General features: G+C 70.7%; 18 protein-coding genes. 13 read left to right on the forward strand and 5 right to left on the reverse strand.

Going from position 1 to position 23,825, the window contains the following annotated elements:
* Positions 1-42: 42 nt before the first annotated feature.
* The 3 genes from LZ017_RS14445 to LZ017_RS14455 form a co-directional block, all read right to left on the reverse strand.
* Positions 43-1,251: a substrate-binding domain-containing protein gene (locus tag LZ017_RS14445; protein ID WP_241397575.1), complete on the reverse strand. Its 1,209-nt coding sequence runs from the start codon at positions 1,249-1,251 to the stop codon at positions 43-45.
* 262 nt (positions 1,252-1,513) lie between these two features.
* Positions 1,514-3,103, reverse strand: coding sequence for a sigma-54-dependent Fis family transcriptional regulator (locus LZ017_RS14450; RefSeq protein WP_241397576.1), 1,590 nt, complete (start codon positions 3,101-3,103; stop codon positions 1,514-1,516).
* A 141-nt stretch (positions 3,104-3,244) separates the two neighbouring features.
* Positions 3,245-5,473, reverse strand: a complete 2,229-nt coding sequence (locus LZ017_RS14455; protein ID WP_241397578.1) for a TonB-dependent receptor — start codon at positions 5,471-5,473, stop codon at positions 3,245-3,247.
* A gap of 345 nt (positions 5,474-5,818) precedes the next feature.
* Here LZ017_RS14455 and LZ017_RS14460 point away from each other — a divergent pair, with 345 nt between their 5' ends.
* The 3 genes from LZ017_RS14460 to LZ017_RS14470 are packed head-to-tail and all read left to right on the forward strand — an operon-like array spanning position 5,819 to position 8,639.
* Entirely contained in the window at positions 5,819-6,847 is a 1,029-nt protein-coding gene (locus LZ017_RS14460) for a Bug family tripartite tricarboxylate transporter substrate binding protein (RefSeq protein ID WP_374109928.1), read from the forward strand.
* A 2-nt stretch (positions 6,848-6,849) separates the two neighbouring features.
* On the forward strand, positions 6,850-8,400 hold the full coding sequence (locus LZ017_RS14465; protein ID WP_241397579.1) for a malonyl-CoA synthase: 1,551 nt from the start codon (positions 6,850-6,852) through the stop codon (positions 8,398-8,400).
* The gene (locus LZ017_RS14470) at positions 8,397-8,639 is read left to right on the forward strand and encodes a cysteine-rich CWC family protein (protein WP_241397580.1); all 243 of its coding nucleotides are present in this window, start codon (positions 8,397-8,399) and stop codon (positions 8,637-8,639) included. Before LZ017_RS14465 ends, LZ017_RS14470 begins: the two co-directional genes overlap by 4 nt.
* On the opposite strand, the gene LZ017_RS14475 is transcribed toward LZ017_RS14470, so the two are convergent.
* Positions 8,620-9,252 carry a TetR/AcrR family transcriptional regulator gene (locus tag LZ017_RS14475; RefSeq protein WP_241397581.1) on the reverse strand — a complete coding sequence of 211 codons (633 nt, stop codon included), beginning with the start codon at positions 9,250-9,252 and terminating at the stop codon, positions 8,620-8,622. The two genes, LZ017_RS14470 and LZ017_RS14475, sit on opposite strands and share 20 nt — an antisense overlap.
* Before the next feature lie 179 nt (positions 9,253-9,431).
* Here LZ017_RS14475 and LZ017_RS14480 point away from each other — a divergent pair, with 179 nt between their 5' ends.
* The 8 genes from LZ017_RS14480 (at position 9,432) to LZ017_RS14515 (ending at position 20,686) form a co-directional block, all read left to right on the forward strand.
* Complete coding sequence (locus LZ017_RS14480; RefSeq protein ID WP_241397582.1) at positions 9,432-11,873, forward strand: TonB-dependent receptor; 2,442 nt, start codon at positions 9,432-9,434, stop codon at positions 11,871-11,873.
* Entirely contained in the window at positions 11,873-12,226 is a 354-nt protein-coding gene (locus LZ017_RS14485) for a cytochrome c5 family protein (RefSeq protein ID WP_241397583.1), read from the forward strand. Before LZ017_RS14480 ends, LZ017_RS14485 begins: the two co-directional genes overlap by 1 nt.
* A gap of 10 nt (positions 12,227-12,236) precedes the next feature.
* Complete coding sequence (locus LZ017_RS14490) at positions 12,237-13,667, forward strand: D-arabinono-1,4-lactone oxidase (protein WP_241397584.1); 1,431 nt, start codon at positions 12,237-12,239, stop codon at positions 13,665-13,667.
* Between the two features lie 9 nt (positions 13,668-13,676).
* Positions 13,677-14,984 carry an alanine racemase gene (locus LZ017_RS14495; protein WP_241397586.1) on the forward strand — a complete coding sequence of 436 codons (1,308 nt, stop codon included), beginning with the start codon at positions 13,677-13,679 and terminating at the stop codon, positions 14,982-14,984.
* Positions 14,985-15,320: 336 nt separating this feature from the next.
* The gene (locus tag LZ017_RS14500) at positions 15,321-17,243 is read left to right on the forward strand and encodes a hypothetical protein (RefSeq protein ID WP_241397587.1); all 1,923 of its coding nucleotides are present in this window, start codon (positions 15,321-15,323) and stop codon (positions 17,241-17,243) included.
* 78 nt (positions 17,244-17,321) lie between these two features.
* Positions 17,322-18,032, forward strand: coding sequence for a hypothetical protein (locus tag LZ017_RS14505; RefSeq protein ID WP_241397588.1), 711 nt, complete (start codon positions 17,322-17,324; stop codon positions 18,030-18,032).
* A gap of 18 nt (positions 18,033-18,050) precedes the next feature.
* Positions 18,051-19,433, forward strand: a complete 1,383-nt coding sequence (locus LZ017_RS14510) for a GH1 family beta-glucosidase (protein WP_241397589.1) — start codon at positions 18,051-18,053, stop codon at positions 19,431-19,433.
* On the forward strand, positions 19,430-20,686 hold the full coding sequence (locus LZ017_RS14515) for an MFS transporter (RefSeq protein ID WP_241397590.1): 1,257 nt from the start codon (positions 19,430-19,432) through the stop codon (positions 20,684-20,686). The genes LZ017_RS14510 and LZ017_RS14515 overlap by 4 nt, the downstream gene beginning before the upstream one ends.
* A gap of 24 nt (positions 20,687-20,710) precedes the next feature.
* Here the strand turns inward: LZ017_RS14515 and LZ017_RS14520 are convergent, their stop codons facing one another.
* Positions 20,711-21,157 (reverse strand): MerR family DNA-binding transcriptional regulator, encoded by a 447-nt coding sequence (locus LZ017_RS14520; protein ID WP_241397591.1) that lies wholly within the window; start codon positions 21,155-21,157, stop codon positions 20,711-20,713.
* Between the two features lie 170 nt (positions 21,158-21,327).
* On the opposite strand from LZ017_RS14520, the gene LZ017_RS14525 reads away from it, so the two are divergent.
* Both LZ017_RS14525 and LZ017_RS14530 read left to right on the forward strand, forming a co-directional pair.
* Positions 21,328-22,206: an SDR family oxidoreductase gene (locus LZ017_RS14525; protein ID WP_241397592.1), complete on the forward strand. Its 879-nt coding sequence runs from the start codon at positions 21,328-21,330 to the stop codon at positions 22,204-22,206.
* Complete coding sequence (locus LZ017_RS14530) at positions 22,203-23,813, forward strand: acyl-CoA carboxylase subunit beta (RefSeq protein WP_241397593.1); 1,611 nt, start codon at positions 22,203-22,205, stop codon at positions 23,811-23,813. The genes LZ017_RS14525 and LZ017_RS14530 overlap by 4 nt, the downstream gene beginning before the upstream one ends.
* Positions 23,814-23,825: the final 12 nt, after the last annotated feature.

The following is a 23,825-nucleotide window of genomic DNA, read 5'->3' on the forward strand; positions in this document are numbered from 1 at the left end:
GCCCCGCAACGACGGCCTGCGTTCGCCCGGCGGCCGGCGCGGTCAGCGCTTGTTGCGGATGGGGACGTTCATCTCCTCGGGCCTGATCTCGCGCACCAGCTCGGGCACGCCCCAGGGGAAGGCCGGGTCCACCTTGATCTTGAAGTGGTACATGCTCTGCATGGCCTGGTGGTCCTCGGCGCGGAAGGTCATCCTGCCCTTGGGCGTCTCGAAGCTCATGCCTTCCATGGCCTTGATCAGCTTGTTCGTCGTGGTGTCGCCGCCGGTCTTCTTCAGCGCCTCGACCACCGCGATCGCCGCGCTCATGCCGCCCGCGGTGAAGAAGTCGGGCGGCTGCTTGAACTGCTTGTAGTGGTTGGACACCAGCCATTCGTTGGCCGGGTTCTTCGGGATGCCGAAGTAGTAGTAGGCCGCGCCCTCCATGCCGGGGAACTGCTTGTACGCGGTCATCGCCGGCAGGATGTTGCCGCCGGTGGCGATCTCGATGCCGTAGCGCTTCAGGTCCAGGTCCGCGATCTTGAAGGGATTGCCCGCACCGGCCCAGATGATGAAGATCACCTTGCGGCCGGGCTGGTCCTTGAGCTTGTCGATCAGGCGCTGCGCGCCGGCGGTGAAGTCGGTGGTGCTGGTCGGCAGGTATTCCTCATGGACCACCTTGGCCTTCTTGATCGCGTCCTTGAAGGCCTTGACCCCGTCGCGGCCGAAGGCGTAGTCCTGCGCCAGCGTGGCGATCACGGTACCGGGCTTGTCCAGCGCGACGGCGTTGGCGATCGCGTCCTGCGAGCTGTTGCGGCCGGTGCGGAAGATGTATTTGTTCCACTTGTCGCCGGTGATGGAATCGGCCACCGCGGGCTCCACCAGCAGGATCTTCTTGTACTCCTCGGCCACCGGCAGCAGGGCCAGCGCGACGCCGGAGGACGAGGGTCCCACCGCCAGGTCGGCCTTGTCGTCGCCATAGGCGGCGGCCAGCAGGCTCTTGCCCACGTCGGGCTTGCCCTGGTCGTCCTTCTCGATCACGACCAGCTTGCGTCCGGCCACGCTCATGCTGCCGCCGGTGGCGTAGTCCAGGCCCATCATGAAGCCGACCTGGGTCTGCTTGCCATAGGCCTCCAGCGGGCCGGTCTTGCTGTAGACGTGGGCGATGCGGATGTCCTTGCCCTGGGCCAGCGCAGGCGCCGCCGACCAGGGTGAGCAGGACAGGATGGCGGCCACGGCGGTGGCGCGCAGCAGCAGTTGCCGGCGAGCGTTCATGCGTTTGTCTCCTTGGTGAGGGCTGGCCGTCTCCTCGGAGGGACGGCTCTGTGGCATTGCACCGTTTTGCAAGGCCCGTGCCCAGCGCCGCCGGCCCGGGGAAAACACCAAGACCCGCCCTGCTGAGCAGGCCCGCAGGCCAGCGCCGTCCGCAGGTCGCCCGCCGCGCTGCCTTGAAGATGGACGGCCGCCTCGGACCTATGTCCGAAATTCAGACAGCGTCCGGATTCCAGTCAGACAAGACCTGACCCCGCGATGCGCGTCAGGGCAGCTCGGTCGGCGCGCAGGCCGCGCCCAGCTCCGGCCAGCGCGCCAGCCGCTCGTACAGCGAGGCACGCGAGATCTGCAGCAGGCGCGCCGTGGCCATGCGGTTGCCGCCGGTCAGACGCAGCGCGCGGGCGATGGCCTCGCGCTCCAGGTGGGCGATCATCTCGGGCAGCGGGCGCAGCCCGGCCTCGGCATGGGCTTCGGCATGGCCCTCGGGCAGGGGCATGGGCTCGGGAGCCGGTGGCTGCGCGGCGGCCTCGGCGACGACCGGCCCCGGGGGTAACGCGATGGGATCGGGTCGCGGCATCGGCGCCGTACCCGCGCCGCTCCTCAGCGCCGCCTCGAAATCGGCCACGCCCAGCTGGGGTTCGTCGCTCATCAGGCTGGCCTGCTCCAGCGCATTGCGCAGCTCGCGGATGTTGCCCGGCCAGGGCTGGCGCGCCAGCCAGTCCAGCGCCTGCGGCGCGATCAGCTTCTGCGGCATGCCGCTGCGCCGCGCGATGTCCTCGCCCAGCGCATCCGCCAGCGACTCGATGTCCTCGCGCCGCTCGCGCAACGGCGGCACGCGGATGGGCAGCACGTTGAGGCGGTAGAACAGGTCGGCGCGGAAGCTGCCCTGCGCCACCATCGCGGTCAGGTCGCGGCTGGTCGCGGCGATCACGCGCACGTCCACCGGCACCACGGTGTTGCTGCCCAGCGGCTCCAGCTCGCGCTCCTGCAGCACGCGCAGCAGCTTGCTCTGCAGCGCCAGCGGCATGTCGCCGATCTCGTCCAGAAACAGGGTGCCGCCGTCGGCCAGCTTGAACTTGCCGTCGCGGCCCTTGCGCTCGGCGCCGGTGTAGGCGCCCGGCGCGACGCCGAAGAACTCGGCCTCCAGCAGGGTCTCCGGCACCGCGGCGATGTTGATGCTGACCAGCGGACGCTGCGCGCGCGGCGACGCCGCATGGATGGCGTGCGCCAGCAGCTCCTTGCCGGTGCCGGTCTCGCCCAGCAGCAGCACGGTGGAGTCGGTCTGCGCGACGCGGCGCGCCTGACGCTTCACCTCCAGCGCCGCCGGGCTGGAGCCGATGAAGCTGGTGATGGTGTACTTGGGTCGGCGGTTGCGCACCTGCTCGGCGGCCAGCTCGCGGCGCGCCTCGTCCAGTTCGCGCTGCAGGCGGCCGAACTTGGAGATCAGCGGCTGCATGTGCGTCTCGGGCTGGTCGAGCAGCACCAGGCCCACCGCGCCCACCACCTCGCCCGCGCCGTTGCGCAGCGGCAGCCGGCTGACCAGGAAGGTGCCGGCCTTGTTGGTCAGCAGGTCCACGAGGATGGGCCGCCCGGTGTCGATGACATGGGCCATCAGCGAATTGGGCACCACCTCCTCGACGCGCCGGCCGACAAACTCGGTCTCGTGGCCGAATCCCAGCGCGGGCAGGAAGCGCTTGTAGCCCTCGCTGATCCAGACAATGCGGTGGTGGCGGTCCACCACCATCATGCCCTGGCTCGCCTGGTCCAGCACCTCGAACAGCGACTGCGCCGACATGCGCAGCACGGCTTCGGCATCCTGGGGCAGATCGGAGGGAGACAAAGGCAGGGCGGCCATGCGGCAGACGTCGGACAAACGGGGCGGTCAAACGGGTGGAGCGAGGCCTCAATGTAGCAGCGCCCTCCCCGCCGACGACAGAGTAAGACCCCGGGGCGCCGCGGGTGGACGGCCCCGGGGCCGAGCCCGGATCGCCAGCGATCAGAAACGGTAGCTGGCGCTGGCCGTGACCTGGCGCGGCGGCCCGTAGTAGCCCGACAGCACGCCCAGCACCGGGATGTTGTAGCCATCCGTGCGGTAGGCCTTGTCGGTCAGGTTGCTGCCCTGCAGCGCGAAACTCCAGTGCGCATCGCGATCCCAGATCACGCCGGCCGACAGCAGCGCATAGCCCGGCTGGGCCAGGATCTCGTTCAGGTCCGTGGTCGGATAGACCTTGCTGCGGTAGCTCAGCCCCAGCCGCGTGCGCAGCGTGCCGCCGAAGGGCATGGCGCTGCGGTTCTCCAGGTTCAGCGCGCCCTGCAGCTTGGGCGTGTTGCTGAACTTTTTCTGGTCGGCCACGTTGACGCCGCGGTCCAGGTACTCCTTGTACTTGGCCCGCACGGCGGCGATGTTGCCGCTGAGCGTCCAGGCGGCATGCGGGCGCCAGACGAACTCCAGCTCGCCGCCGTCCACCGTGGCGCGCCCGGCGTTGGTGAAGTCGCCAAAGAAGCCCGGCTGGCCGTTGGGCTGGGTGTAGGAGCTGAACACCGACAGCTGCACGTTCTTGTAGTTGTTGTGGAACAGCGCGGTGTTGATCTCCAGCCGCCCCTGGTCCAGCACCATCTTCGCGCCCAGCTCGTAGGAATCCAGCACCTCGTCCTTGAAGGGCTTGGCCGAGTCCGGCACCGAGGCGACGTTGGCGCGGATGTTGTAGCCGCCGGACTTGAAGCCGCGCGACGCGGTGGCGTACAGATTGGTGCTGCCGCTGAGCTTGTAGTCCAGCGCCAGCTTGGGCGCGGTGTTGCTGACCTCCAGGCGCTTGTCGAAGTCGCTCAGCGTCGCGATGGGCTTGCTGAAGCTGGCGTCCGAGAACGCCTGGTTGAGCACCACCGCGCGCTTGGTCTCCTGCGTGTAGCGCAGCCCGGCGCTCAGGCCCAGGCGGGGCGTCAGGCGCCAGCTCCAGTCGGCATAGGCGGCCTTGCCGCGCGTGAACACCGTGCCATTGGTGTTGCCGAAGCTGAGGTTGAGGAAGTTGTTCAGCACCGTGCCGCCGGCCTGGCCGTCGAAATGGTAGAGCCCCAGCACGCCGCTGTGGCTGCCGCCGCCGTCGTAGCTGAACTGCAGTTCGTTGCTGCGCGAATGGTCCTTGTAGCTGGCCTTCACGTCGGCGATCTTGCTGGGCAGGCCGTCGAAGTCGATCGCGGTCGCGGTGTCGCTGCGGCGGTAGGCGTGGATGTACTTGGCGTTCCAGGCTTCGGACAGGCGCAGCGTGGCGGTCAGCGCGTAGCCATTGCTGTCGGTGCGGTTGGCGTTGTCCATGCCGCTGTCGATGTCGTAGCGGCCGGTGGTGGCCGGTGTCTTGGCGGGATCGAAGGGATTGACCGCCATGCGCTGGAAGCCGCGCATGTGGGAGCGGTCGCGCGTGTCGTCGGCGCTGAACTGCAGCGTGAAGGGCATCGCGGTGGGGAAGAAGCCCAGGCTGACGCGGCCGGCCTTGGTGTCCTGGTCGGAGACGTCGGAGCCGTCGTTCAGGTTCTTGCCATAGCCGTCGCGTTTGAGCGCGGCCAGCGCGATACGGGCGCGCCACTGGCCGTCGGCGCTGGCGCCACCCAGCGAACCGCTGGCGTTGAGCTGGCCGTGGGTGCCGGCGGCCAGGGTGATCTGGCCTTCGGTCCGCGTGGACAGCGGGCGCGACACATACTTCACCGCGCCGCCTATCGTGTTCTTGCCGTACAGCGTGCCCTGGGGCCCGCGCAGCACCTCGATGCGCTGGGTGTCGAAGACCTCCAGCAGCGCGCCCTGCGGACGGGCGATGTACACATCGTCCAGGTAGATGCCCACGCCCGGGTCCACGCCCCACAGCGGATCGGCCTGGCCCACGCCGCGGATGAAGGTGGTCAGCGTGGTGTTGCTGCCGCGCGCGGCATAGATGGTCAGGCTGGGCACCTGGCCCTGCAGGTCACCCAGGTTCTTGACGTTGAGCGTCTCCAGCGCCGCGGCCCCCAGCGCGGTGACGGCCACCGGCACGTCGCGCAGGCTTTCCTCGCGGCGGCGCGCCGTCACCGTCACGGTGTCCAGCCGGGCCGTCTCGGCGCGCGGCTCGTCGCGGGGCGGCGTGGCCGGCTCGGCGGACTGGGCCTGCGCCGGCAGCGCGCAGCAGGCCAGCAGCGCGGCCAGGCTCAAGGGGGTGTGTGCGCGGCGCAGGCCGGCGCGCAAGGACGTCTGGTTCATGCTTGTCTCCTGTCTGCCGTCGGCCATGCATGGGCCGCGGCTTGCAGCAGCGGCTGGTTGCAAATGCCGTGCCGCCCGCACCGGGCTGCGGGCAAACCATGACTGCAGCGGCCACCAGGCGCCCCTGGCTTGGGCGACGCAGCCCGGTCAGGCCAGGCCAGCGTCCGAAAGGCAGACAGTCCGCCTGCGGGCATGGCGTCGGGCTGTCTGTATTCCGGTCGGTGTCTGCGGCGCGAACAGGCGAACCCGGCTACGCATCTGCCCGAGGTCCGGAGGCCGCGGCGCTGTGCACAATGGGCCCGCCCGCACCGGGTCCGACAGCACAACGACACGAGGAGAGCTTCCATGTCCCGCTTGTTCCCGAACGCCGCCCCCGCCTCGTCCACGCCACGAGGCGCGCCCCGGCGCCGTGACCTGGTGTGGCTGGCCCTGATGGCCGGCCTGGGCCTGGCGGCGCCGGCCGCGTCCGCGGACAGCTGGCCCAGCAAGCCGGTGACGGTGATCGTGCCCTTCCCGGCCGGCGGTGGCACCGACGCCTTCGCGCGGCCGCTCAGCGCGGTGCTCACCCGTCAGCTGGGCAAGCAAGTGCTGATCGACAACAAGGGCGGCGCCGGCGGCACGCTGGGCGCCACGCTGGCCGCCAAGGCGGCGCCGGACGGCCACAGCTTCTTCATGGGCGCGGTCCACCACGCGATCGCACCGGCCATGTACCCGCGGCTGGACTACAAGCTGGAGGACGACTTCGTGCCGGTGGCGCTGCTGGCCAGCGTGCCCCAGGTCATCGTCGTGAACCCCAAGAACCTGCCGGCGAAGGACTTGAAGGGTCTGCTGGAGCAGGTGCGCAAGAACCCGGCGCGGCTCAACTACGGCTCGGCGGGCAATGGCACCTCGCACCACCTGGCCGGGGAGCTGTTCAAGCAGCAGACCCAGACCTTCATCACCCACATCCCCTACCGCGGCGCCGGCCCCGCGCTGCAGGACCTGATCGCCGGTCAGGTGGACCTGATGTTCGACGGCCTGGGCTCGTCGGCCCAGCACATACGCGCGGGCCGCGTGAAGGCGCTGGCCGTCGCCGGCCCGCGCCGCGCGCCGGGCTTCCCCGACCTGCCCACCACGGTGGAGGCTGGCGTGCCCAGCTACCAGGTGGCCACCTGGTACGGCCTATGGGCCCCCAAGGGCACGCCCAAAGAGGTGGTCAGCGCGATGCAGGCCGAGCTGAAGAAAGCCTTCGCCACCGACGAGATCCGCCAGGCCTGGACGCAGCTGGGGGCCGAGACGCCCAACCTGTATGGCGAGGCCTTCGGCAAGTTCGTCGCCGCGGAGACTCGACGCTGGGCCGAGGTGGTCAAGACGTCCGGCGCGAAAATGGACTGAACATGAAGACCTCCACCTCCGCCAACCTCTTCGCCGCGCTGCGCGCGGGCTTCCCGGCCGACCTGGACCAATGCGCGATCGAATGCGCCGACGCGCCCGGCGACGAACCGCTGCGCTACAGCTGGCGCGACCTCGAACGCGGCACCGCGATGATGGCCAACCTGCTGCAGAGCCTGGACCTGCCGCCGGCCAGCCGCATCGCCGTGCAGACCGAGAAAAGCGTGGAGGCGCTGATGCTCTACCTGGCCGTGCTGCGCGCCGGCCACGTCTACCTGCCGCTGAACAACGCCTACCAGGCCGCCGAGCTGGCCTACTTCATCGACAACGCAGAGCCGGCCGTCTTCGTCTGCTCGGGCCGCCACCATGGCTGGGTCAGCAAGCTGGCTTTCCAGCGCGGCGTGGCCTGGGTCTTCACGCTGAACGAGGACCGCAGCGGCACGCTGCTGGACCGCGCCGCGCAAATGAGCGACCAGCACGAGCCCGCGCCCAAGGACGGGGACGAGCTCGCCGCCATCCTCTACACCAGCGGCACCACCGGGCGCAGCAAGGGCGCGATGCTGTCGCACCGCAACCTGCTTTCCAACGCCCAGGTGCTGAAGGATTACTGGGGCTGGCGCGGCGACGACGTGCTGATCCACGCGCTGCCCATCTTCCATGTGCACGGGCTCTTCGTCGCGTCGCATGGCGCGCTGCTGGCCGGCGCCCGCATGATCTGGTTCGCCAAGTTCGACGCGCGCGCGGTGATTGGCCGCCTGCCCGAGGCCACGGTGTTCATGGGCGTGCCCACGCTGTACGTGCGCATGCTCGCCGAACCGGCGCTGACCCGCGAGGCCTGTGCGCGCATGCGGCTGTTCATCAGCGGTTCCGCGCCGCTGCTGATCGAGACCTTCCAGGACTGGCAGCGGCGCACCGGCCACACCATCCTGGAGCGCTATGGCATGAGCGAGACCATCATGCTGAGCTCCAACCCCTACGAGCCGCCCGCCGGGCGTGTCGGCGGCACCGTGGGCCTGCCGCTGCCCGGCGTGGGCCTGCGCATCGTCGACGACGCGGGCCAACCCTGCGCCCGCGACGAGATCGGCCACATCCAGGTGCGCGGCCCGAATGTCTTCGCCGGCTACTGGCGCATGCCCGAGAAGACCGCCGAGGAGTTCAGCGCCGACGGCTGGTTCAAGACCGGCGATGTCGGCAAGATGGACGAGCACGGCTATGTCACCATCGTCGGCCGCAGCAAGGACCTGATCATCAGCGGCGGCTACAACGTCTATCCGGCCGAGGTGGAGGGCTTCCTCAACGAGCTGCCCGGCGTCGCCGAGTCCGCCGTGGTGGGCGTGCCGCACCCGGACCTGGGCGAGGGCGTGGTCGCCATCGTCGTCCCCCGCCCCGGCGGCACGCCGCCCGACGGCGACGCGCTGATCGCCGCGCTGAAGGGCCGCATCGCCGGCTTCAAGGTGCCCAAGAAACTGCTCGTCCTGCCCGAGCTGCCGCGCAACGCCATGGGCAAGGTGCAGAAGAACCTGCTGCGCGAGCGCTGCCAGGATTTGTTCGCATGAGCGCGCAAGGCCAGCCCCAGACGCCGGCGCCGACCACCGGCCTGGCGCCCAACAGCCACTGCCCGCGCTGCGGCGGCGACTTCCGCTGCGGCGCCGTGGGCGGCGACGCGCATTGCGACTGCTTCGGCACGCGGCTGACCGACGCGCTGCGCCAGCAGCTCGCGCGCGACTACCCGCAAGGCTGCCTGTGCATGGGCTGCCTGCGTGAGCTGATCCGGCTCAGCGCTTCTTCAGCTTGACGAACTGCGCCGCCACCATCTCCGACATGGTGCGCGCCACCGCCTCGGGGGGCTGGCTGGGGTCGTCGAACAGCAGTTCCTGCGCCGCGTAGAGCGCGTCGATCGACAGCCGTATGGTCAGGCGCGATTGCGCCGCGTCGGCCTGTGGATAGGCCTCGGCGAACGCCGCCATCACCAGGTCGGTGACCGCCTCGTGCGAGGCCATGCGCACATGCTGCAGCGACGGCACGGCGCGCAGCGCGCGCATCACCCAGACGCCGCCCGAGGTGTGCTCGGTCAGGTGCAGCGTGTCCAGGAAGACCTGGGCCACGCTGGCCGCGAAGCGGGCCTCGCCCAGCCGCATGGTCGCCGGGGTGGACCAGGGCGTCAGCAGCTCGTTCTGCTTCCACATCAAGCGCCGGCCCAGCTCATGCAGGATGGCGTACTTGTTCGGAAAGTACTGGTACAGCGCGGGCGGCGTGATGCCGGCGCGCTGGCACACCAGATTGGTGGACAGGCGCTCGATGCCCACCTCGCCCAGCAGATCCGCACAAGTGCTGAGGATGCGCTCGAAGGTCTCGACCGCACGCGGCTGCGTGGGCGCCTTCTTGGGCGCCAGCTCGGGCAGGTCCAAGCGCCGGACGGTGGATTCTGTCTCGCGACGATTGGAACGACGAGTGGGCATGGCGATGGTCATGGCCCGTGCAGTCTAGTCGAGCTCAGGCTCCGGGTATGCCCTGAACCTCCGATACCCACACCTGAATATAGTGATCGCTATATTCATAGCACCACACGAGGGTGCAGGAGGAGACCATGCCCCACCACCGCCTGGGCCGGAGCCACCGGCTGCTCGCATTGCCGGCGCTGCTGGCCTGCGCCGGACTGCATGCGCAGACCGCCACCAGCAGCAGCGCCGCAGCGCCCGCCGACGAAGCCAAGCCCAAGCTCGAGGCCGTCGTCGTCAGCGGCCAGGGCCGCCAGCAGCAGCTGCAGAGCGTGCCCATCGCGATCCAGGTGATGAGCGGCGAACAGATGCGCCAGATGGGGTCCTCCAACCTCGCCGACGCCGCGCCCCATGTGCCGGGACTGCAGATCGACGCCACCCAGGCCACCCAGCCCATCGTGATGCTGCGCGGCATCGGCACCAGCGACTTCGGCATCGGCACGGACTCGCCGGTGGGCATCTATGTGGACGGCGTCTACGCCGGCAAGACCGGCGGCGCGCTGCTGAACTTCAATGACCTCAAGCGCGTCGAGGTGCTCAAGGGCCCGCAGGGCACGCTGTTCGGCCGCAACAGCGCGGGCGGCGCGATCTCGCTGGTCAGCAACGACCCGGTCTTCGAGCGCCAGCTGATGACCCAGGTGCGACTCGGCACCGAGGGGCTGCGCCAGGGCCAGATCACCGCCAACACGCCGCTGGGGCAAGACCTGGCCCTGCGCGTCAACCTGGTCAGCCGCCACAGCAACGGCTGGCTGCGCGACCAGACCGGCGTGCGCGCCGGCGGCGACCAGAGCTGGGGCGCGCGCGCCTCGCTGCTGTGGCGCGCCAGCGAGGACACGCGCGTGATCCTCTCCGCCGAGCACGAGCGCCTGAACCAGCGTGCGCGGCCGGCATTGGGCCTGGTGAATCCGCTCGCCAGCGATCCGGGCGCTCCCTTCCCGGCCGACCCGGCGCGCTTCAGCGACCCGCGCCGCGCCAGCCGCTTCGCCACCGACGTCAGCGACGACCGCGAGACGCGCGACTACAACGGCGCCACGCTGCGCATCAGCCACGACCTGGGCTGGGCCGAGCTGCAGTCCACCACCGCCTACCGCGCCTTCGACTCGCGCAACCGCCAGGACAACGACGGCACGGCCCATCCGGGGCTGTACCTGTCCACCACCAACGCCGAGCACAACCGCAGCTGGCAGCAGGAGTTCCGCCTCGCCGGCAAGACCGGCATCGTGGACTGGCTGGGCGGCCTGAGCCTGTACCGCGAGGACGCGCGCCAGAGCGCCTATGTGGACAGCACGACCACCGCGCTGGACCTGATGTCGGCCAACCTCGCCGGGCTGCCGCTGTTCAGCACCGTCAACGCGCTGGCCGAAGGCGCCGGCGTGCCGGGCATCTCGCTGCTGGGCAAGCCCTGGAGCGAGGTGATGCACAACCGCGGCCGCTTCGAAGCCGCCGCGGTCTATGGCGACCTGATCTGGCAGCTGACGCCCGCCACCCGGCTCACCACCGGCCTGCGCATCACCCGCGACCGCAAGCGCTTCAGCTGGGAGCAGCCGCTGCGCAGCGCCGCGTCGCTGGACCAGGACCTGGCCGTGCTGGACGCCGCCCAGCTCTTCGACGGGCTGGTGGCGGCCGGCGCGATCAGCGCCGAGCAGGCCGCGCTGATGCAGGCCAAGCTGCGCGGCAACGCGCTGATCGCCACCAGCGGTGCCACGCCGGGCCCGCTGCAGATCAGCCGCAGCTGGAGCGACACCAGCCCGCGCCTGGTGCTGGATCACCGTCTCTCGCGCGAGCTGATGGTCTATGGCTCGCTGACGCGCGGCTACCAGGCCGGCGGCTTCAACACCCTGCAGGTCAACTCGGTCTATTCGCCCGAACGCGTCACCAGCCTGGAGATCGGCGCCAAGGGCCAGCAGCCCGAGCTGGGCCTGAGCTGGGCCGCGTCCTTCTTCGCCTACCGCTTCGACAACCTGCAGACGTTGCAACTGGTGCCCTCGGGCAGCGGCATCCCGGCCTACCAGGTGGTCGTCAGCGACCAGCGCGCCGAAGGCCTGGACCTGGAGGCGCGCTGGCAGGCCGCCTCGGCGCTGCAGTTCTTCGGCAACCTGGAATGGCTCAACCAGCGCTACCGGCGCGGCACCAGCAGCCTGGGCCAGGACCTCAAGGGACAGCCCGCCGGCGCACCGCGCCTGCAGCTGAGCCTGGGCGCCGAGGCGCACACCGCGCTGTGGGGCGGCCAGCTCAGCGCGCGCGTGCAGGCCAGCTACACCTCGGCCCAGCGTTGCAACGATGACTCGTACGTCATCGGCACCTGCCTGCAGACGCCGACGCTGCGTGTCGGCGAAGCGCGCAGCCGCGTCGACGCCCGCCTGGCCTGGGACAGCGCCGACCAGCTCTGGGGCCTGGCATTGATCGGCACCAACCTCGCCGACAAGCGCTACATCAACCGCATCGGCTACGAAGCGAGGCCGCTGGGCGGCGCCTACGCCACGCTGAGCCGCCCGCGCGCGGTGATGGTGGAAGCCAAGGCCAGGTTCTGATGCGCGCCATCCCTGCCTTCGCGCTGGGCGGCGCGCTGCTGCTGGCCGGCTGCGGCGCGCGCGAACCCGCCCCGCCGCCCGCGCTGGCGCGCATCGAGCAGGCCCGCCCCGCCGACGCACGCCTGGCCCAGGCCTATGAACGCAGCTGCCTGGCCTGCCACACCCGCCCCGAGTCCGGGGCGCCGCTGACCGGCCATGCCGCCGCCTGGGCGCCGCGCCTGGCCAAGGGCATGCCAGCGCTGCAGCGCAGCGTCGCGCAGGGCCTGGGCGGCATGCCCGCGCAGGGCCTGTGCCCCGACTGCACGCCGGCCGACGTCGAACAGCTGATCCTGTTCATGAGCCATGCTTTGTGAGATCCCGAGAATGACCCGACGCCGAGACTGGCTCAAATCCGGTGCCGCGCTGATCGCCGCCGGCAGCACCCCGCTGGGCGCGGCCGCGCAGGCCGCGCCCAGCAGCACACCCGCACCCACGTCCGCCCCCGCGGCCCCGCCACCGCCCACGGCGGCTCCCACCGCGCCGCGCACCTGGAGCAACTGGTCCGGCCTGCAGCGCTGCCAGCCGGCGCAGTGGCTGATCCCGGCGAGCGAGGACGAACTGCGCCGCGCGATACGCCAGGCCCCCGGCCCGCTGCGCTGCGTCGGCGCCGGCCACTCCTTCACGCCGCTGGTGCCCACCCAGGGCACGCTGATCTCGCTGGACCGGCTGTCCGGCCTCATCGCGGTGGACCGCGAGAAGCGCCAGGCCCGGGTGCGCGCCGGCACGCGCATCGGCCAGCTCGCGCGCGAGCTGGACGGCCACGGCCTGGCCCTGCTCAACCAGCCCGACATCGACGTGCAGACCCTCGCCGGCGCGATCGCCACCGGCACCCACGGCACCGGGCGCCAGCTGCCGGCGCTGCACGACCAGGTGATCGCGCTGCGCCTGCTGACGCCGGACGGCGAGCTGCTGGACTGCAGCGCGCAGCAGCAGCCCGAGCTGTTCCAGGCCGCCAAGGTCTCGCTGGGCAGCCTGGGCGTGATCACCGAGATGACGCTGCAGCTGCGCCCACGCCACATGCTGCAGCGCAAGGTCTGGCTGGAGCCGACCGAGAAGCTGCTGGCGCGTGCCGACGCGCTGTCGCAGCAGCACCGCCATTTCGAGCTCTATCTGCTGCCCTTCACCGGCTATGCGGCGGCGATCACGATGGACGAGGTCCCCGAGGCCGCCGTGGAACGCGCCGCCGCGGCCGACGAGCATGTGCTGCGCGACCTGCAGCGCCTGCGCGACTGGCTGGGCCGCTGGCCCGGCATGCGCCGCTGGGTGGCATCCAAGCTGATCGACCCCAGCCAGACCGAGCAATCGCGCGACTGGTCGCACCGCCTGCTCAGCACCGTGCGGCCGACGCGCTTCAACGAAACCGAATTCCACGTGCCGCGCGAGCAGGGGCTGGCGGCGCTGAAGGCGGCGCTGGCGCGGCTGGAGCAGCGCAACGAGGTCTTCTTCCCGATGGAGTTCCGCTGGGTGCGCGGCGACGAGGCCTGGCTGAGCCCCTTCCATCGCCGCGACAGCTGCTCCATCGCCGTGCATGCGCTGGCCGGCGAGGCGCACGACTACCTGCTCGGCGAAATCGCGCCGCTGCTGGCCGGCTTCGGCGGCCGCCCGCACTGGGGCAAGCTGCATGCGCTGGGTCCGGAGCGACTGGGCGCGCTGTACCCGCGCCTGCGCGACTTCCTGGCGCTGCGCGAACAGCTCGATCCGCGCCGCCGCCTGCTCAGCCCGGCGATGAGCCAGATGCTGCTGGGCCAGGCCTAGGAGGACACGATGAGCACGACCACCCCCCCCCGCCGCGCGTCGCGCCGCCGCCTGCTGCTCGCCGGCACCGGCGTGCTCGCGCTGGGCGCCTGGGCCGCCCGTCCGTCGGACCGTGGCGCGCCGCACGACGATTACTTCCAGGCCCTGTCGCGCGCGCTGCGCGAAGCCGGCCTGGCCCAGCCCGTGCTGGTGGTGGACCGCGCGCGGCTGCGCGGCAACCTCGCCGTCATCGCCGGCCACTGCCAGCGCAACGGCGTGGCCTTGCGCGCGGTGCTGAAGTCCCTGCCCAGCCTGGCCTTGATGGACGAACTCGCGAGCGCCTGGCACAGCGAACGCGTGATGGCTTTCAACGCCGAGCAGACGCGCCAGATGCTGGAGGCCCGGCCCCAGCGCCAGCTGCTGCTGGGCAAGCCATTGCCCGCCGCCGCCGCGGCGCGGCTGCTGCGCGAGCTGCCGGCCGAACGGCGCCAACGCGTCGAATGGCTGGTGGACACGCCCGAGCGCCTGGACCAGTACCGCCAGCTCGCGCAACAACAGGGTCAGGTCTTGCGCATCAACCTGGAGATCGACGTGGGCCTGCACCGCGGCGGCTTCGACCCCGAGGACGAGGCCAGGCTCGGCCCCGCACTGCAGGCCCTGCGCGCCGGCGACGGCCCCAGGCTCGCCTTCTCTGGCTTCATGGGTTACGACGCCCACCTGGCCGCGCTGCCCGAGGTGGCCGGCCTGCGCGAGCGCGCCCTGGCCGCGTCGCTGGCGCGCTACCGCCAGGCCTGGCTGCTCGCCCGGCACCGGCTGGGTCCGCTGGCGCGCGAGACGCTGACGCTGAACACCGCCGGCTCGCCCACCTACCGCTGGCACGACGCCAGCGGCACGGCCAACGAGGTGGCGGTGGGTTCGGCCGCGCTGCTGCCCAGCGATTTCGACAAGCCGCAGCTGGCCGATCTGCAGCCCGCCGCCTTCATCGCCACGCCGGTGCTCAAGACCTGGCCCCGCTTCTCGTTGCCCGATGGCCTGGGCGCCATCAGCGATCTGCAGGCGCTGTGGGATCCCAATGCGCGCCGCGGTGTCGCGATGCACGGCGGGCACTGGCTGGCCGACATCGTTTCGCCGGCGGGCCTGGCTCCCAGCGGTTTGTGGGGCCATTCGTCCAACCAGCAGATGCTGGCCGGCTCGGCCGCGACGGGCCTGAAGGCGGACGACTGGATCTTCCTGCGCCCGCGCCAGAGCGAGGCGCTGCTGCTGCAGTTCGGCGATCTGCAGGTGTACGACGGAGGACATATCGCGACGCGCTGGCCGGTACTGCCGGCCTCGGCCTGAAACACCGCCGCTTTTTTTCCAACAGGGCCGTCACGGCGGCCTCGATGGATGGGGGCTTGGCAACACCCGGATTCATCCGCCCATCCCACGACCACAACCACAACTGCATCGCATCCAAAACAAGCGAGAGACCGACCCGATTTCCACGACTTCATGGCAGCACTTTGAACAGGGAGGCCCTCCGCTGCCACTGTGTACGGCGCATTTTTCCTCAATGACGGCACCCGGGCCGGCAAGGCAGGGGCGCTGATTCGGTCTTGCGCGTCTCCCATTCGCATGGGATCCATGTCCCTTCCAGCGGAGCGTACGGCAAGGCTCACCACAAAGGAGAACTCCATGTGGATCGCTATCAGGAAGATCAGGAAGTTATGCCTGGCCGGGCTGTTCGGCCTCTGTCTCGCCGCCCCGGTGGCGGTCACCGTGGTTTCCGTGACCCCGCAGCACGCGCGGGCCGCGGCGGTCGTCAAACCGGTCGACCAGTTCCTGCAGATGGCCTACCAGCTGCTGACCACCCTTCCCCAGATCGGGCTGGAGCGCGCGCTGCAAGGCGTCCATTCCGCCTTCGAGATCGTCAACAGCCTGGTGTCCACGGAAGACGGCGACCATGATGTCTGGCAGACCTTGGTCAGCATCTTCGTCGCCCAGGCACCCGATGCACCGATGAGCCCGGCCGAGGCCGCCGGCACGGGCTATGGCAATCTGCCCTTCAAGCAGATTCCGCTGCAGATCAACCGCCTGGCCTATTTCCAGTGGCAGAAGGTCACGCTGCCGGCGGACGTCGCCACCTGCGCGGATGGCACCCCGTACAGCTTCTTCGTCAACCTGACGCCCGCCAGCACCAACCTCCAGATCACGCTGGAGCCGGGCGGCGTCTGCACCGACTGGGAGTCCTGCAGCGGCAACCAGCCGGTGCACAAGCCCGATGGAAGCCTGTCCAGGCCGGTTCAGTACCTCACCGACGGCCAGCGGTCGGGCCTGCAGGGGCCGATTCCCGAAGGCACGATGTGGTCGCTCAATGTCGCGGCGGCCATCCAGGGCAAGGAGCTGACGGGTTACGCCAAGATCACCCAGCCGCTGGCGTCCCGCTTCGGCGTGGGGCTGTTCGGCGCGGTGCTCACCGGCGCCACGCCGCTCGAAGGGCGGCGGCTGCGCACGCAGAACTGGAACATGGTCCATCTGCCCTATTGCACCGGCGACATCTACGTCGGCAACCAGACCCGCGTGCTCAGGCCGCTGGACGCCGAGGCCGCGAAGACGGCCAAGGATCCCCATGGCCAGGCCGTGCCCAACCCCATGGTCCGGCGCTTCCAGGGCCTGGTCGCGACACAGGCCGCGCTGGGTTGGATACGCGACTGGCTGCCGCGCCCCGCGCAGGTCTATGTCACCGGGCAGAGTGCCGGCGCCTCCGGCCTGGACATCCTGCGCCCGCTGTTCGCCGATTTCCTCAATCCGAGCTTGCGCAGCTACTTCGTCGTCGACGGCGGCCCGCTGACGCGCGGCCACCTGTATTTCAACGAGGCGATGTACGCCAACCCGGCCTATGCCGACTGGAAGGGCGCGTTGACCATCGCCAAGGCGCTGGAGGTGTTCACCGATCTGGACACGCAGAACCCGGAGAACAACTTCAAACCGGGCAGCAGGCATGTCCTGATGCTGCTGAACGAGGTGCTCGCGCGCAACGTCCCGGGCTACCAGCAGTCCGTCGTCGCGGGCGATTTCAACCAGTACCTGATCGACTCCTACAAGGTCAGGCCGGGCAACCGCACCCTGTATGTCGGCGCGTATGAAGACAAGATCCACTCCGCCTACATGTTCTCCAAGTACCCCCGGCTGATCCCCGATGGCGTGATGCAGGACGGCGACGCCAATCTGCGCTACGGCAAGCCCACGAGAATGCACTCGCCCTATGGCGTCTGGCTGCGCGACAGCTGGATGAAGGAGCTCCAGGCGATCCAGGCTCGCGTCGACGCGCAGGCCAACCCCAACGTCGGCTACTTCTTCATCAACGGCCGCACCTGGAATCTCTCCCACTGCCTCACGCTGGGGACCTATGACAACACGACCGACCCGGGCACCGGCGTCGACGCCTTCATGGCGCTGGAGCAGGTGCGCGGGGGATGGAGGGACGGCCAGGGCGTGATGCGCATGGCCGCGCCGCCCTCGCTGAGTTCGGGCAGTCTGTTCGCCCCCGAGACGCCGACGATCCAGCTGCTGCGCACCCTGCAGGGTTCCAACTCCGACTTTTTCATTCCGATCTGATCCGGAGACCCGGCGCGGGCGCCACGCGTGCCCGCGCCGGCCCCGGCCCCGGCCCAGACCCCGCACGGGAGGTGCCTCATGACTCTGAAGTCCCTGGCCGCGGTGGCGGCCTTGCTGGCCGGCGCCCTGGCCCTTTGGTGGTGGCAGGACGCGCCCGCGAATGGCGCCCTCCCGCCCCAGGCCGGTCGCGGTGGCGGCGCCTCCGCGACCGGCGCGGCGAGCGCCACCGCCTCTCCGCTCACGCCGCAGGAGCCCAGCGAAGACACCCAGAAGGCCCAGATGGCCTATCTGGCCCAGACGCTCAAGGACGCGGGCAAGAAGGCGCTGTCCCCCGAGGAGCTGCGCCAGGCCGACAAGACGCTGGCCTTCATGCAGTACCGCGCCACCCTCGAACCGCTGCTGGCCGGCGAGATCAAGAACCCGCGCCCCGAACAGCTGGCGGCGCTGTCAGAGCAGACCGGCGCGCTGCTCGACGACCACTACCTGCTGCCGCCGGAGGCCATCGCGATCAAGCAGCGGCTGCTGGAGATCCAGTACCAGGGCCAGGTCCCCAACGACAAGCGGGCTGAGCTCCAGCAGTGGGCGGCCGACACGATGCGGGCGCTCGCCGAGCGGGACGATCCACGGCGCAACCCGCAATACCTCGCCTGGCAACGCGCGCAGCAGGAGGTCACGCAGCGGGTGACCGGCATGAGCGTCTTCCCCGACGGCATGAGCCGCGACCAGTACCTGATCCAGGAAATGGACAAGGCCCACCGCCAGATCTACGGCACGGCCCCCAAGCCATGAGCACGCCACGAGCCCACCATGAGTACGATGACCTTCGCCCCCGACATGCCCTCCTTCCCCCAGGACTTTCTGTGGGGTGTCTCCACCTCGGCCTACCAGATCGAAGGCGCGCTGGACGCCGACGGGCGCGGCCCATCCATCTGGGACCGCTTCTGCCGTGAGCCCGGACACATCGCCCGCGGCGACACCGCCGAGCAGGCCTGCGACCATTACGCACGTCACGCGGAAGACGTCGAACTGCTGGCCGGGCTGGGCGTGGGGGCCTACCGCTTCTCGATCGGCTGGTCGCGCATCCAGCCCCAGGGCCATGGCGCCGCTCATGCGCGCGGGCTGGACTTCTACGAGCGCCTGGTCGACGCGCTGCTGGCGCGCGGCATCCGCCCCGTGCCGACGCTGTATCACTGGGACCTGCCGCAGGCACTGCAGGACGAAGGCGGCTGGCTGCGGCGCGAGACCTGCGCGCGCTTCGCCGACTTCGCGGCGCTGATGGCGCGTCGCCTGGGCGACCGGGTCACGCACTGGATCACGCACAACGAGACCTTCGAGCACAGCACCTTCGGCCATGCCCTGGGCACGCACGCGCCGGGCCTGACGCTGGGGCTGGATTCCTTCGCGGTCGCCCACCATCTGCTGCTGTCGCACGGGCTGGCGACGCAGGCGCTGCGCGCCGTGCTGCCACCCGGTGCGCAGGTCGGCATCGCGCAAAGCATGGCGCCGGTGCGCCCGGCCAGCGACAGCGCGGCGGACCGCGCCGCCGCGCAGCTGATGCAGCTGCTGCACCAGCGCCTGCACACCGACACCCTGCTGCTGGGCCGCTATCCACAAGAGTTGGAGACGCTCGGGCTGGACCTGTCGGCGCTGCGCGCGGGCGACCTGGAAACGCTCGCACAGCCGCTGGATTTTCTCGGCATCAACTACTACAACCCCAACCACATCCAGGCCACGCCCGCCGGCTCGCCGGTGCCGCTGATGGAGGCCGAGGCACCGGCCGGCTGCGAGCGCACGGAGATGGGCTGGCCGGTGATGCCGCAGGGCCTCACCGAGCTGCTGCTGGCGCTGCGCCGCACGCATGGCGACCGGCTGCCGCCGCTGGTCATCACCGAGAACGGCATGGCGCTCGCCGACACGGTCAGCGCCGACGGCCGCGTCGACGACCCGCGCCGCATCCGCTACCTCGACGCCCATCTGCGCGCGCTGCATGCCGCGATGGCCTCAGGCGTCGACGTGCGCGGCTACTTCGTCTGGTCGCTGCTGGACAACTTCGAATGGGCCGAGGGCTACCGGCCGCGCTTCGGCCTGGTCCACGTGGACTACGCGACGCAGCGGCGCCGGCCCAAATCCTCCTACCACTGGTACCGGGATCTGATCCGGGCACAGCCGGCCCCGAAGGCCCCGCAATGAACGAGCCCGGCCCCGCCCCGACCGAGCCGCAGCGCCCGGTCGGCAAGCGCTTCATGGGCTTGCTGGCGCTGTCCAACCTGGGCCTGTGGATGGCCTTCTTCGCGCCGATCCAGGTGCTGCTCGCGCAGCAGATGGAGCGGATCGCGCCGATGCACAAGGAAGAGGCGCTGGGCTGGGTCACCGGCGTGGGCGCGCTGCTGGCGCTGCTGGCCAACCCGCTGTTCGGCGCGCTGTCGGACCGCTGTGCCTCCCGCTGGGGGCGGCGCCGGCCCTGGAATCTGGGCGGCGCCGTGCTGGGCGCGGCCGCCCTGGTGATGCTGGGGCGCTCGCGCACGCTGGGCGAGGTGATGCTGGGCTGGTGCGCGGTGCAGATCACGCTCAACGCCATGCTGGCCGCGCTGAGCGCGGTGGTGCCCGACCAGGTGCCGGTGCCGCAGCGCGCGCTGTGCAGCGCCTGGTTCGGCGTGTCGCAACCGCTGGGCCTGGTGGTCGGCACGCTGGCCGTCACCACCGTGGCGGGCGGCATCGCGTCGGGCTATGCGCTGATCGCCGCGCTGCTGCTGCTGTGCGCGCTGCCCTTTGTGCTGGCGGTGCGCGACGTGCCCGGCGTGCCCGGCCCCGCGCGCGCGCGCGGGACGGCCTGGTTGGCAGGCTTCTGGATCAGCCCGCGCCGGCAGCCGGATTTCGCCTGGGCCTGGTTCACGCGCTTCCTGGTCAACCTGGGCAACGCGCTGGCCACGCTGTACCTGCTGTACTTCCTGCGCGACCAGCTGCATTACGAGGCGCTGCACCCCGGCGAGAGCGCCGAGGACGGGCTGATGGTGCTGGTGCTGATCTACACCGTGGGCGTCGTGCTGGCGGCCTTCGCGGGGGGCCTGCTGTCCGACCGCTCGGGCCGGCGCCGTATCCACGTGCTGCTGTCCGGTGTCGTGATGGCCGCCGGCTGCCTGCTGCTGGCCGGGCCGCCCCACTGGTCGGCGGTGCGCGTCGCCGCGGGCCTGATGGGGCTGGGCTATGGCCTGTACATCGCCGTCGACCAGGCGTTGGTCACGCAGGTGCTGCCGGCCGCGGCCGATCGCGGCAAGGACCTGGGCGTGCTCAACATCGCCAGCGCGCTGCCCCAGGTGCTGGCGCCCGCGCTGGCGGCGCTGCTCGTCACCCGGTTGGGCGGCTATGCGGCGCTGTATGTCGCCGCCGCGGCCGTCACGCTGCTGGGCGGCGGACTGGTGCTGCGCATCCGCGGCGTGCCCTGAGCGAGGTTCGCGCCGCGGTCGGCCTCAGCCCTTGCCCTGCTGCGCCAGCTGCGCGCGGACCGACGCGTTGACCACGCGCAGCTCCGCCAGCGTGGCCTCGATGGCGACGCGGCGCTGCTCCAGTTCGGCGATCATCTGATCGGTGCGTTCCAGCGTGTACTGCAGCTGGCGGGCGCGGCCTTCGCCGTGGTGGCCGTAGAGGTCGAGGTATTGCTTGATCTCCTCCAGGCTGGAGCCGATGGCCTTGCCGCGCAGAATGAGCTTGAGCCGCACGCGGTCGCGCTGCGAATACACGCGCGCGCCATTGATGCGCCGAGGCTCGATCAGCCCCTTGTCTTCGTAGAAGCGTATCGCGCGCGGCGAGAGATCGAACTCCCGGCACAGCTCGGTGATGCCATACAGCGGCTCCTGCGGTGCGCTGCTGCTGGCGGCCAGCACCTCCAGCGCCTCGGCCTTGCGTTTGCGATCCATGGTGACGGCCACGTCCAGTTCCAGTCCCCGCCTCGGCGGTATTGCCACGCCGTGCATCCTACGTCGCCCCGGCGACCTCGCAGCCATGGTAATCACCTATGGGTCATCATGGTGACGTTAACGGAACATTGCGTCCATTCTGGTCATGTTTCCAAAACGGGAGCAGAGGCATGGACGAGACAAGGACTGCGGCCTACCGCAGCGTGTTCAGACCCGGGCTGTTCGCCGACCGGCGCATCTGGGTCACGGGAGGAGGCTCGGGCATAGGCCGCTGCGTCGCACACGAGCTGGCCGCGCTGGGCGCCGAGGTGCTGATCTCGGGGCGCAGCGCCGACAAGCTGCAGCGCGTCGCCGCCGAGATCGCCGAGGACGGCGGCCGCTGCCGCTGGCGCGCCTTCGACATCCGCGACGAAGACGCGGTGCGGGGCCATGTCGGCGAGGCACTGGCCGAGGCCGGCCCGATCACGGGCCTGGTCAACAACGCGGGCGGCCAGTTCCCGGCGCCGCTGACGGCCATCTCCAAGCGCGGCTTCGAGGCGGTGCTGGCCAACAACCTCACCGGCGGCTTCCTGATGATGCGCGAGCTGTACGCGCAATGCCTGCGCCAGCACGGCGGCGCCATCGTCAACATGACGGCCGACTTCCGCAACGGCATGCCCGGCATGGCGCACAGCGGCGCGGCGCGCGCCGGCACGAGCAACCTGAGCATGAGCGCCGCGCTGGAATGGGCCGCGGCCGGCGTGCGCGTCAACGCGGTGGCGCCGGGCTGGGTGGCGTCCAGCGGCATGGACCGCTACGGGCCGGAGATGCGGCCGCTGATCCGGCGCCTGAAGGACCATGTGCCGCTGCGCCGCCTCGCCACCGAGGCCGAGATCAGCGCCGCCATCGTCTTCCTGCTGTCGCCAGCGGCCGCCTTCATCACCGGCGTCACGCTGCAGATCGACGGTGGCGCGTCGCTGAGCAGCCCCCTGCTGCCGGTGCAGGACGGCCGCCCCGGCGCCGCGTTCGAGGGCTTCCACCGCGCGGTCCTGCCGGAGGTCCTGAAATGAGCCGCCTGCGATCACGCCTGAATCCCGCGTCGGCCACTTTCGCCGCCAATGCGCAGGCCATGCACGCGCGGCTGTCGGCGCTGCGGGCGCTGGAGGCCCGTGTCGCGGCCGAATCCGAATCCAAGCGCGAAAAGTTCGAGCAGCGCGGCCAGCTGCCGCCGCGCGAGCGCGTGGCGCGCCTGATCGACCGCGGCTCCGACTTCCTGGAGCTGTCCACGCTGGCGGGCCTGGCCATGCACGACGACGACGGTCAGCAGTCGGTGCAGGGCGGCGGACTGATCGTGGGCATCGCCCAGGTCGCCGGCAAGCGCGTGCTGATCAGCGCCAACGACGCCGCGATCAAGGGCGGCACCATCGCGCCCATGGGGCTGAAGAAGACCCTGCGCGCGCAGCAGATCGCGCTGGAGAACCGCCTGCCACTGATCTACCTGGTGGAAAGCGGCGGCGCGAACCTGATGTACCAGAGCGAGATGTTCGTCGAAGGCGGGCGCAGCTTCGCCAACCAGGCGCGGCTGTCGGCGCTGGGCATTCCGCAGATCGCCATCGTGCACGGCTCGTCCACCGCCGGCGGCGCCTACCTGCCCGGGCTGTCGGACTATGTGCTGCTGGTGCGCGAGCGCTCCAGCATCTACCTGGCCGGCCCGCCGCTGGTCAAGGCGGCGATCGGCGAGGACGTCGACGACGAGGAGCTGGGCGGCGCCGACACCCACGCGCGCGTGACCGGCCTGGGCGAATACCTGTGCGAGGACGACGCGCATGCGATCGCCACCGCGCGCGAGCTGATGCAGCTGCTGCCCTGGGACGCCCGCGCCGCGCGCGCGCCGGCGCCGGCGCCGCTGTTCGCCGCCGAGGAGCTGATGGGCGTGGTGCCGGCCGACGAGCGCGAGCCCTATGACGTGCGCGAGGTGATCGCGCGGCTGGTCGACGCGTCGGAGTTCCTCGAGTTCAAAGCCCTGCTCGCGCCCGACACCGTCTGCGGCCATGCGCGCATCGAGGGCCACACGGTGGGCCTGATCGGCAACAACGGCCCCATCCAGCCCCAGGGCTCGACCAAGGCCGCCCAGTTCATGCAGCTGTGCGACCAGGCCGGCGTGCCGCTGGTCTTCCTGCAGAACACCACCGGCTACATGGTGGGCCGCGAGGCCGAGCGCGGCGGTGCGATCAAGCATGGGTCCAAGATGATCCAGGCGGTCGCCAACGCGCGCGTGCCCAAGTTCACCATCGTGCTGGGCGGCAGCTTCGGCGCCGGCAACTACGGCATGTGCGGTCGCGGCTTCGACCCGCGCTTCATCTTTAGCTGGCCCAGCGCGCGCACCGCGGTGATGGGCGGCGCGCAGGCGGCGCGGGTGATGGAGATCGTCCAGCGCGCCAAGCAGGAACGCACCGGGCGGCCAGTGGATGAGGCCGCGCTCGCCGCGATGAGCGCCCAGCTGCGCCAGCGCATCGAGCGCGAGTCCGGCGTGCTCTTCGGCACCGCGCGGCTGTGGGACGACGGCGTGATCGACCCGCGCGACACGCGCGCCGTGCTCGCGCTGTGCCTGGACCTCGCGGACCAGGCGCGCGCACGCGAACTGCGGCCCAACACCTTCGGCGTCGCGCGGCTCTGAACCTCGGCTCCG

This window comes from Pelomonas sp. CA6, assembly GCF_022549225.1.
In the GTDB taxonomy this organism is placed as follows: domain Bacteria; phylum Pseudomonadota; class Gammaproteobacteria; order Burkholderiales; family Burkholderiaceae_C; genus Roseateles.

What these genes read in the sequence shown, in the direction of transcription:
- LZ017_RS14515 (WP_241397590.1), top strand. Translation starts at nt 19,430, where the DNA reads ATGAACGAGCCCGGCCCCGCCCCGACCGAGCCGCAGCGCCCGGTCGGC.
- LZ017_RS14505 (WP_241397588.1), top strand. Translation starts at nt 17,322, where the DNA reads ATGACTCTGAAGTCCCTGGCCGCGGTGGCGGCCTTGCTGGCCGGCGCC.
- LZ017_RS14520 (WP_241397591.1), bottom strand. Translation starts at nt 21,157, where the DNA reads ATGGATCGCAAACGCAAGGCCGAGGCGCTGGAGGTGCTGGCCGCCAGC.
- LZ017_RS14510 (WP_241397589.1), top strand. Translation starts at nt 18,051, where the DNA reads ATGAGTACGATGACCTTCGCCCCCGACATGCCCTCCTTCCCCCAGGAC.
- LZ017_RS14470 (WP_241397580.1), top strand. Translation starts at nt 8,397, where the DNA reads ATGAGCGCGCAAGGCCAGCCCCAGACGCCGGCGCCGACCACCGGCCTG.
- LZ017_RS14465 (WP_241397579.1), top strand. Translation starts at nt 6,850, where the DNA reads ATGAAGACCTCCACCTCCGCCAACCTCTTCGCCGCGCTGCGCGCGGGC.
- LZ017_RS14455 (WP_241397578.1), bottom strand. Translation starts at nt 5,473, where the DNA reads ATGAACCAGACGTCCTTGCGCGCCGGCCTGCGCCGCGCACACACCCCC.
- LZ017_RS14445 (WP_241397575.1), bottom strand. Translation starts at nt 1,251, where the DNA reads ATGAACGCTCGCCGGCAACTGCTGCTGCGCGCCACCGCCGTGGCCGCC.
- LZ017_RS14490 (WP_241397584.1), top strand. Translation starts at nt 12,237, where the DNA reads ATGACCCGACGCCGAGACTGGCTCAAATCCGGTGCCGCGCTGATCGCC.
- LZ017_RS14495 (WP_241397586.1), top strand. Translation starts at nt 13,677, where the DNA reads ATGAGCACGACCACCCCCCCCCGCCGCGCGTCGCGCCGCCGCCTGCTG.
- LZ017_RS14530 (WP_241397593.1), top strand. Translation starts at nt 22,203, where the DNA reads ATGAGCCGCCTGCGATCACGCCTGAATCCCGCGTCGGCCACTTTCGCC.
- LZ017_RS14485 (WP_241397583.1), top strand. Translation starts at nt 11,873, where the DNA reads ATGCGCGCCATCCCTGCCTTCGCGCTGGGCGGCGCGCTGCTGCTGGCC.
- LZ017_RS14450 (WP_241397576.1), bottom strand. Translation starts at nt 3,103, where the DNA reads ATGGCCGCCCTGCCTTTGTCTCCCTCCGATCTGCCCCAGGATGCCGAA.
- LZ017_RS14460 (WP_374109928.1), top strand. Translation starts at nt 5,819, where the DNA reads ATGTCCCGCTTGTTCCCGAACGCCGCCCCCGCCTCGTCCACGCCACGA.
- LZ017_RS14525 (WP_241397592.1), top strand. Translation starts at nt 21,328, where the DNA reads ATGGACGAGACAAGGACTGCGGCCTACCGCAGCGTGTTCAGACCCGGG.
- LZ017_RS14480 (WP_241397582.1), top strand. Translation starts at nt 9,432, where the DNA reads ATGCCCCACCACCGCCTGGGCCGGAGCCACCGGCTGCTCGCATTGCCG.
- LZ017_RS14500 (WP_241397587.1), top strand. Translation starts at nt 15,321, where the DNA reads ATGTGGATCGCTATCAGGAAGATCAGGAAGTTATGCCTGGCCGGGCTG.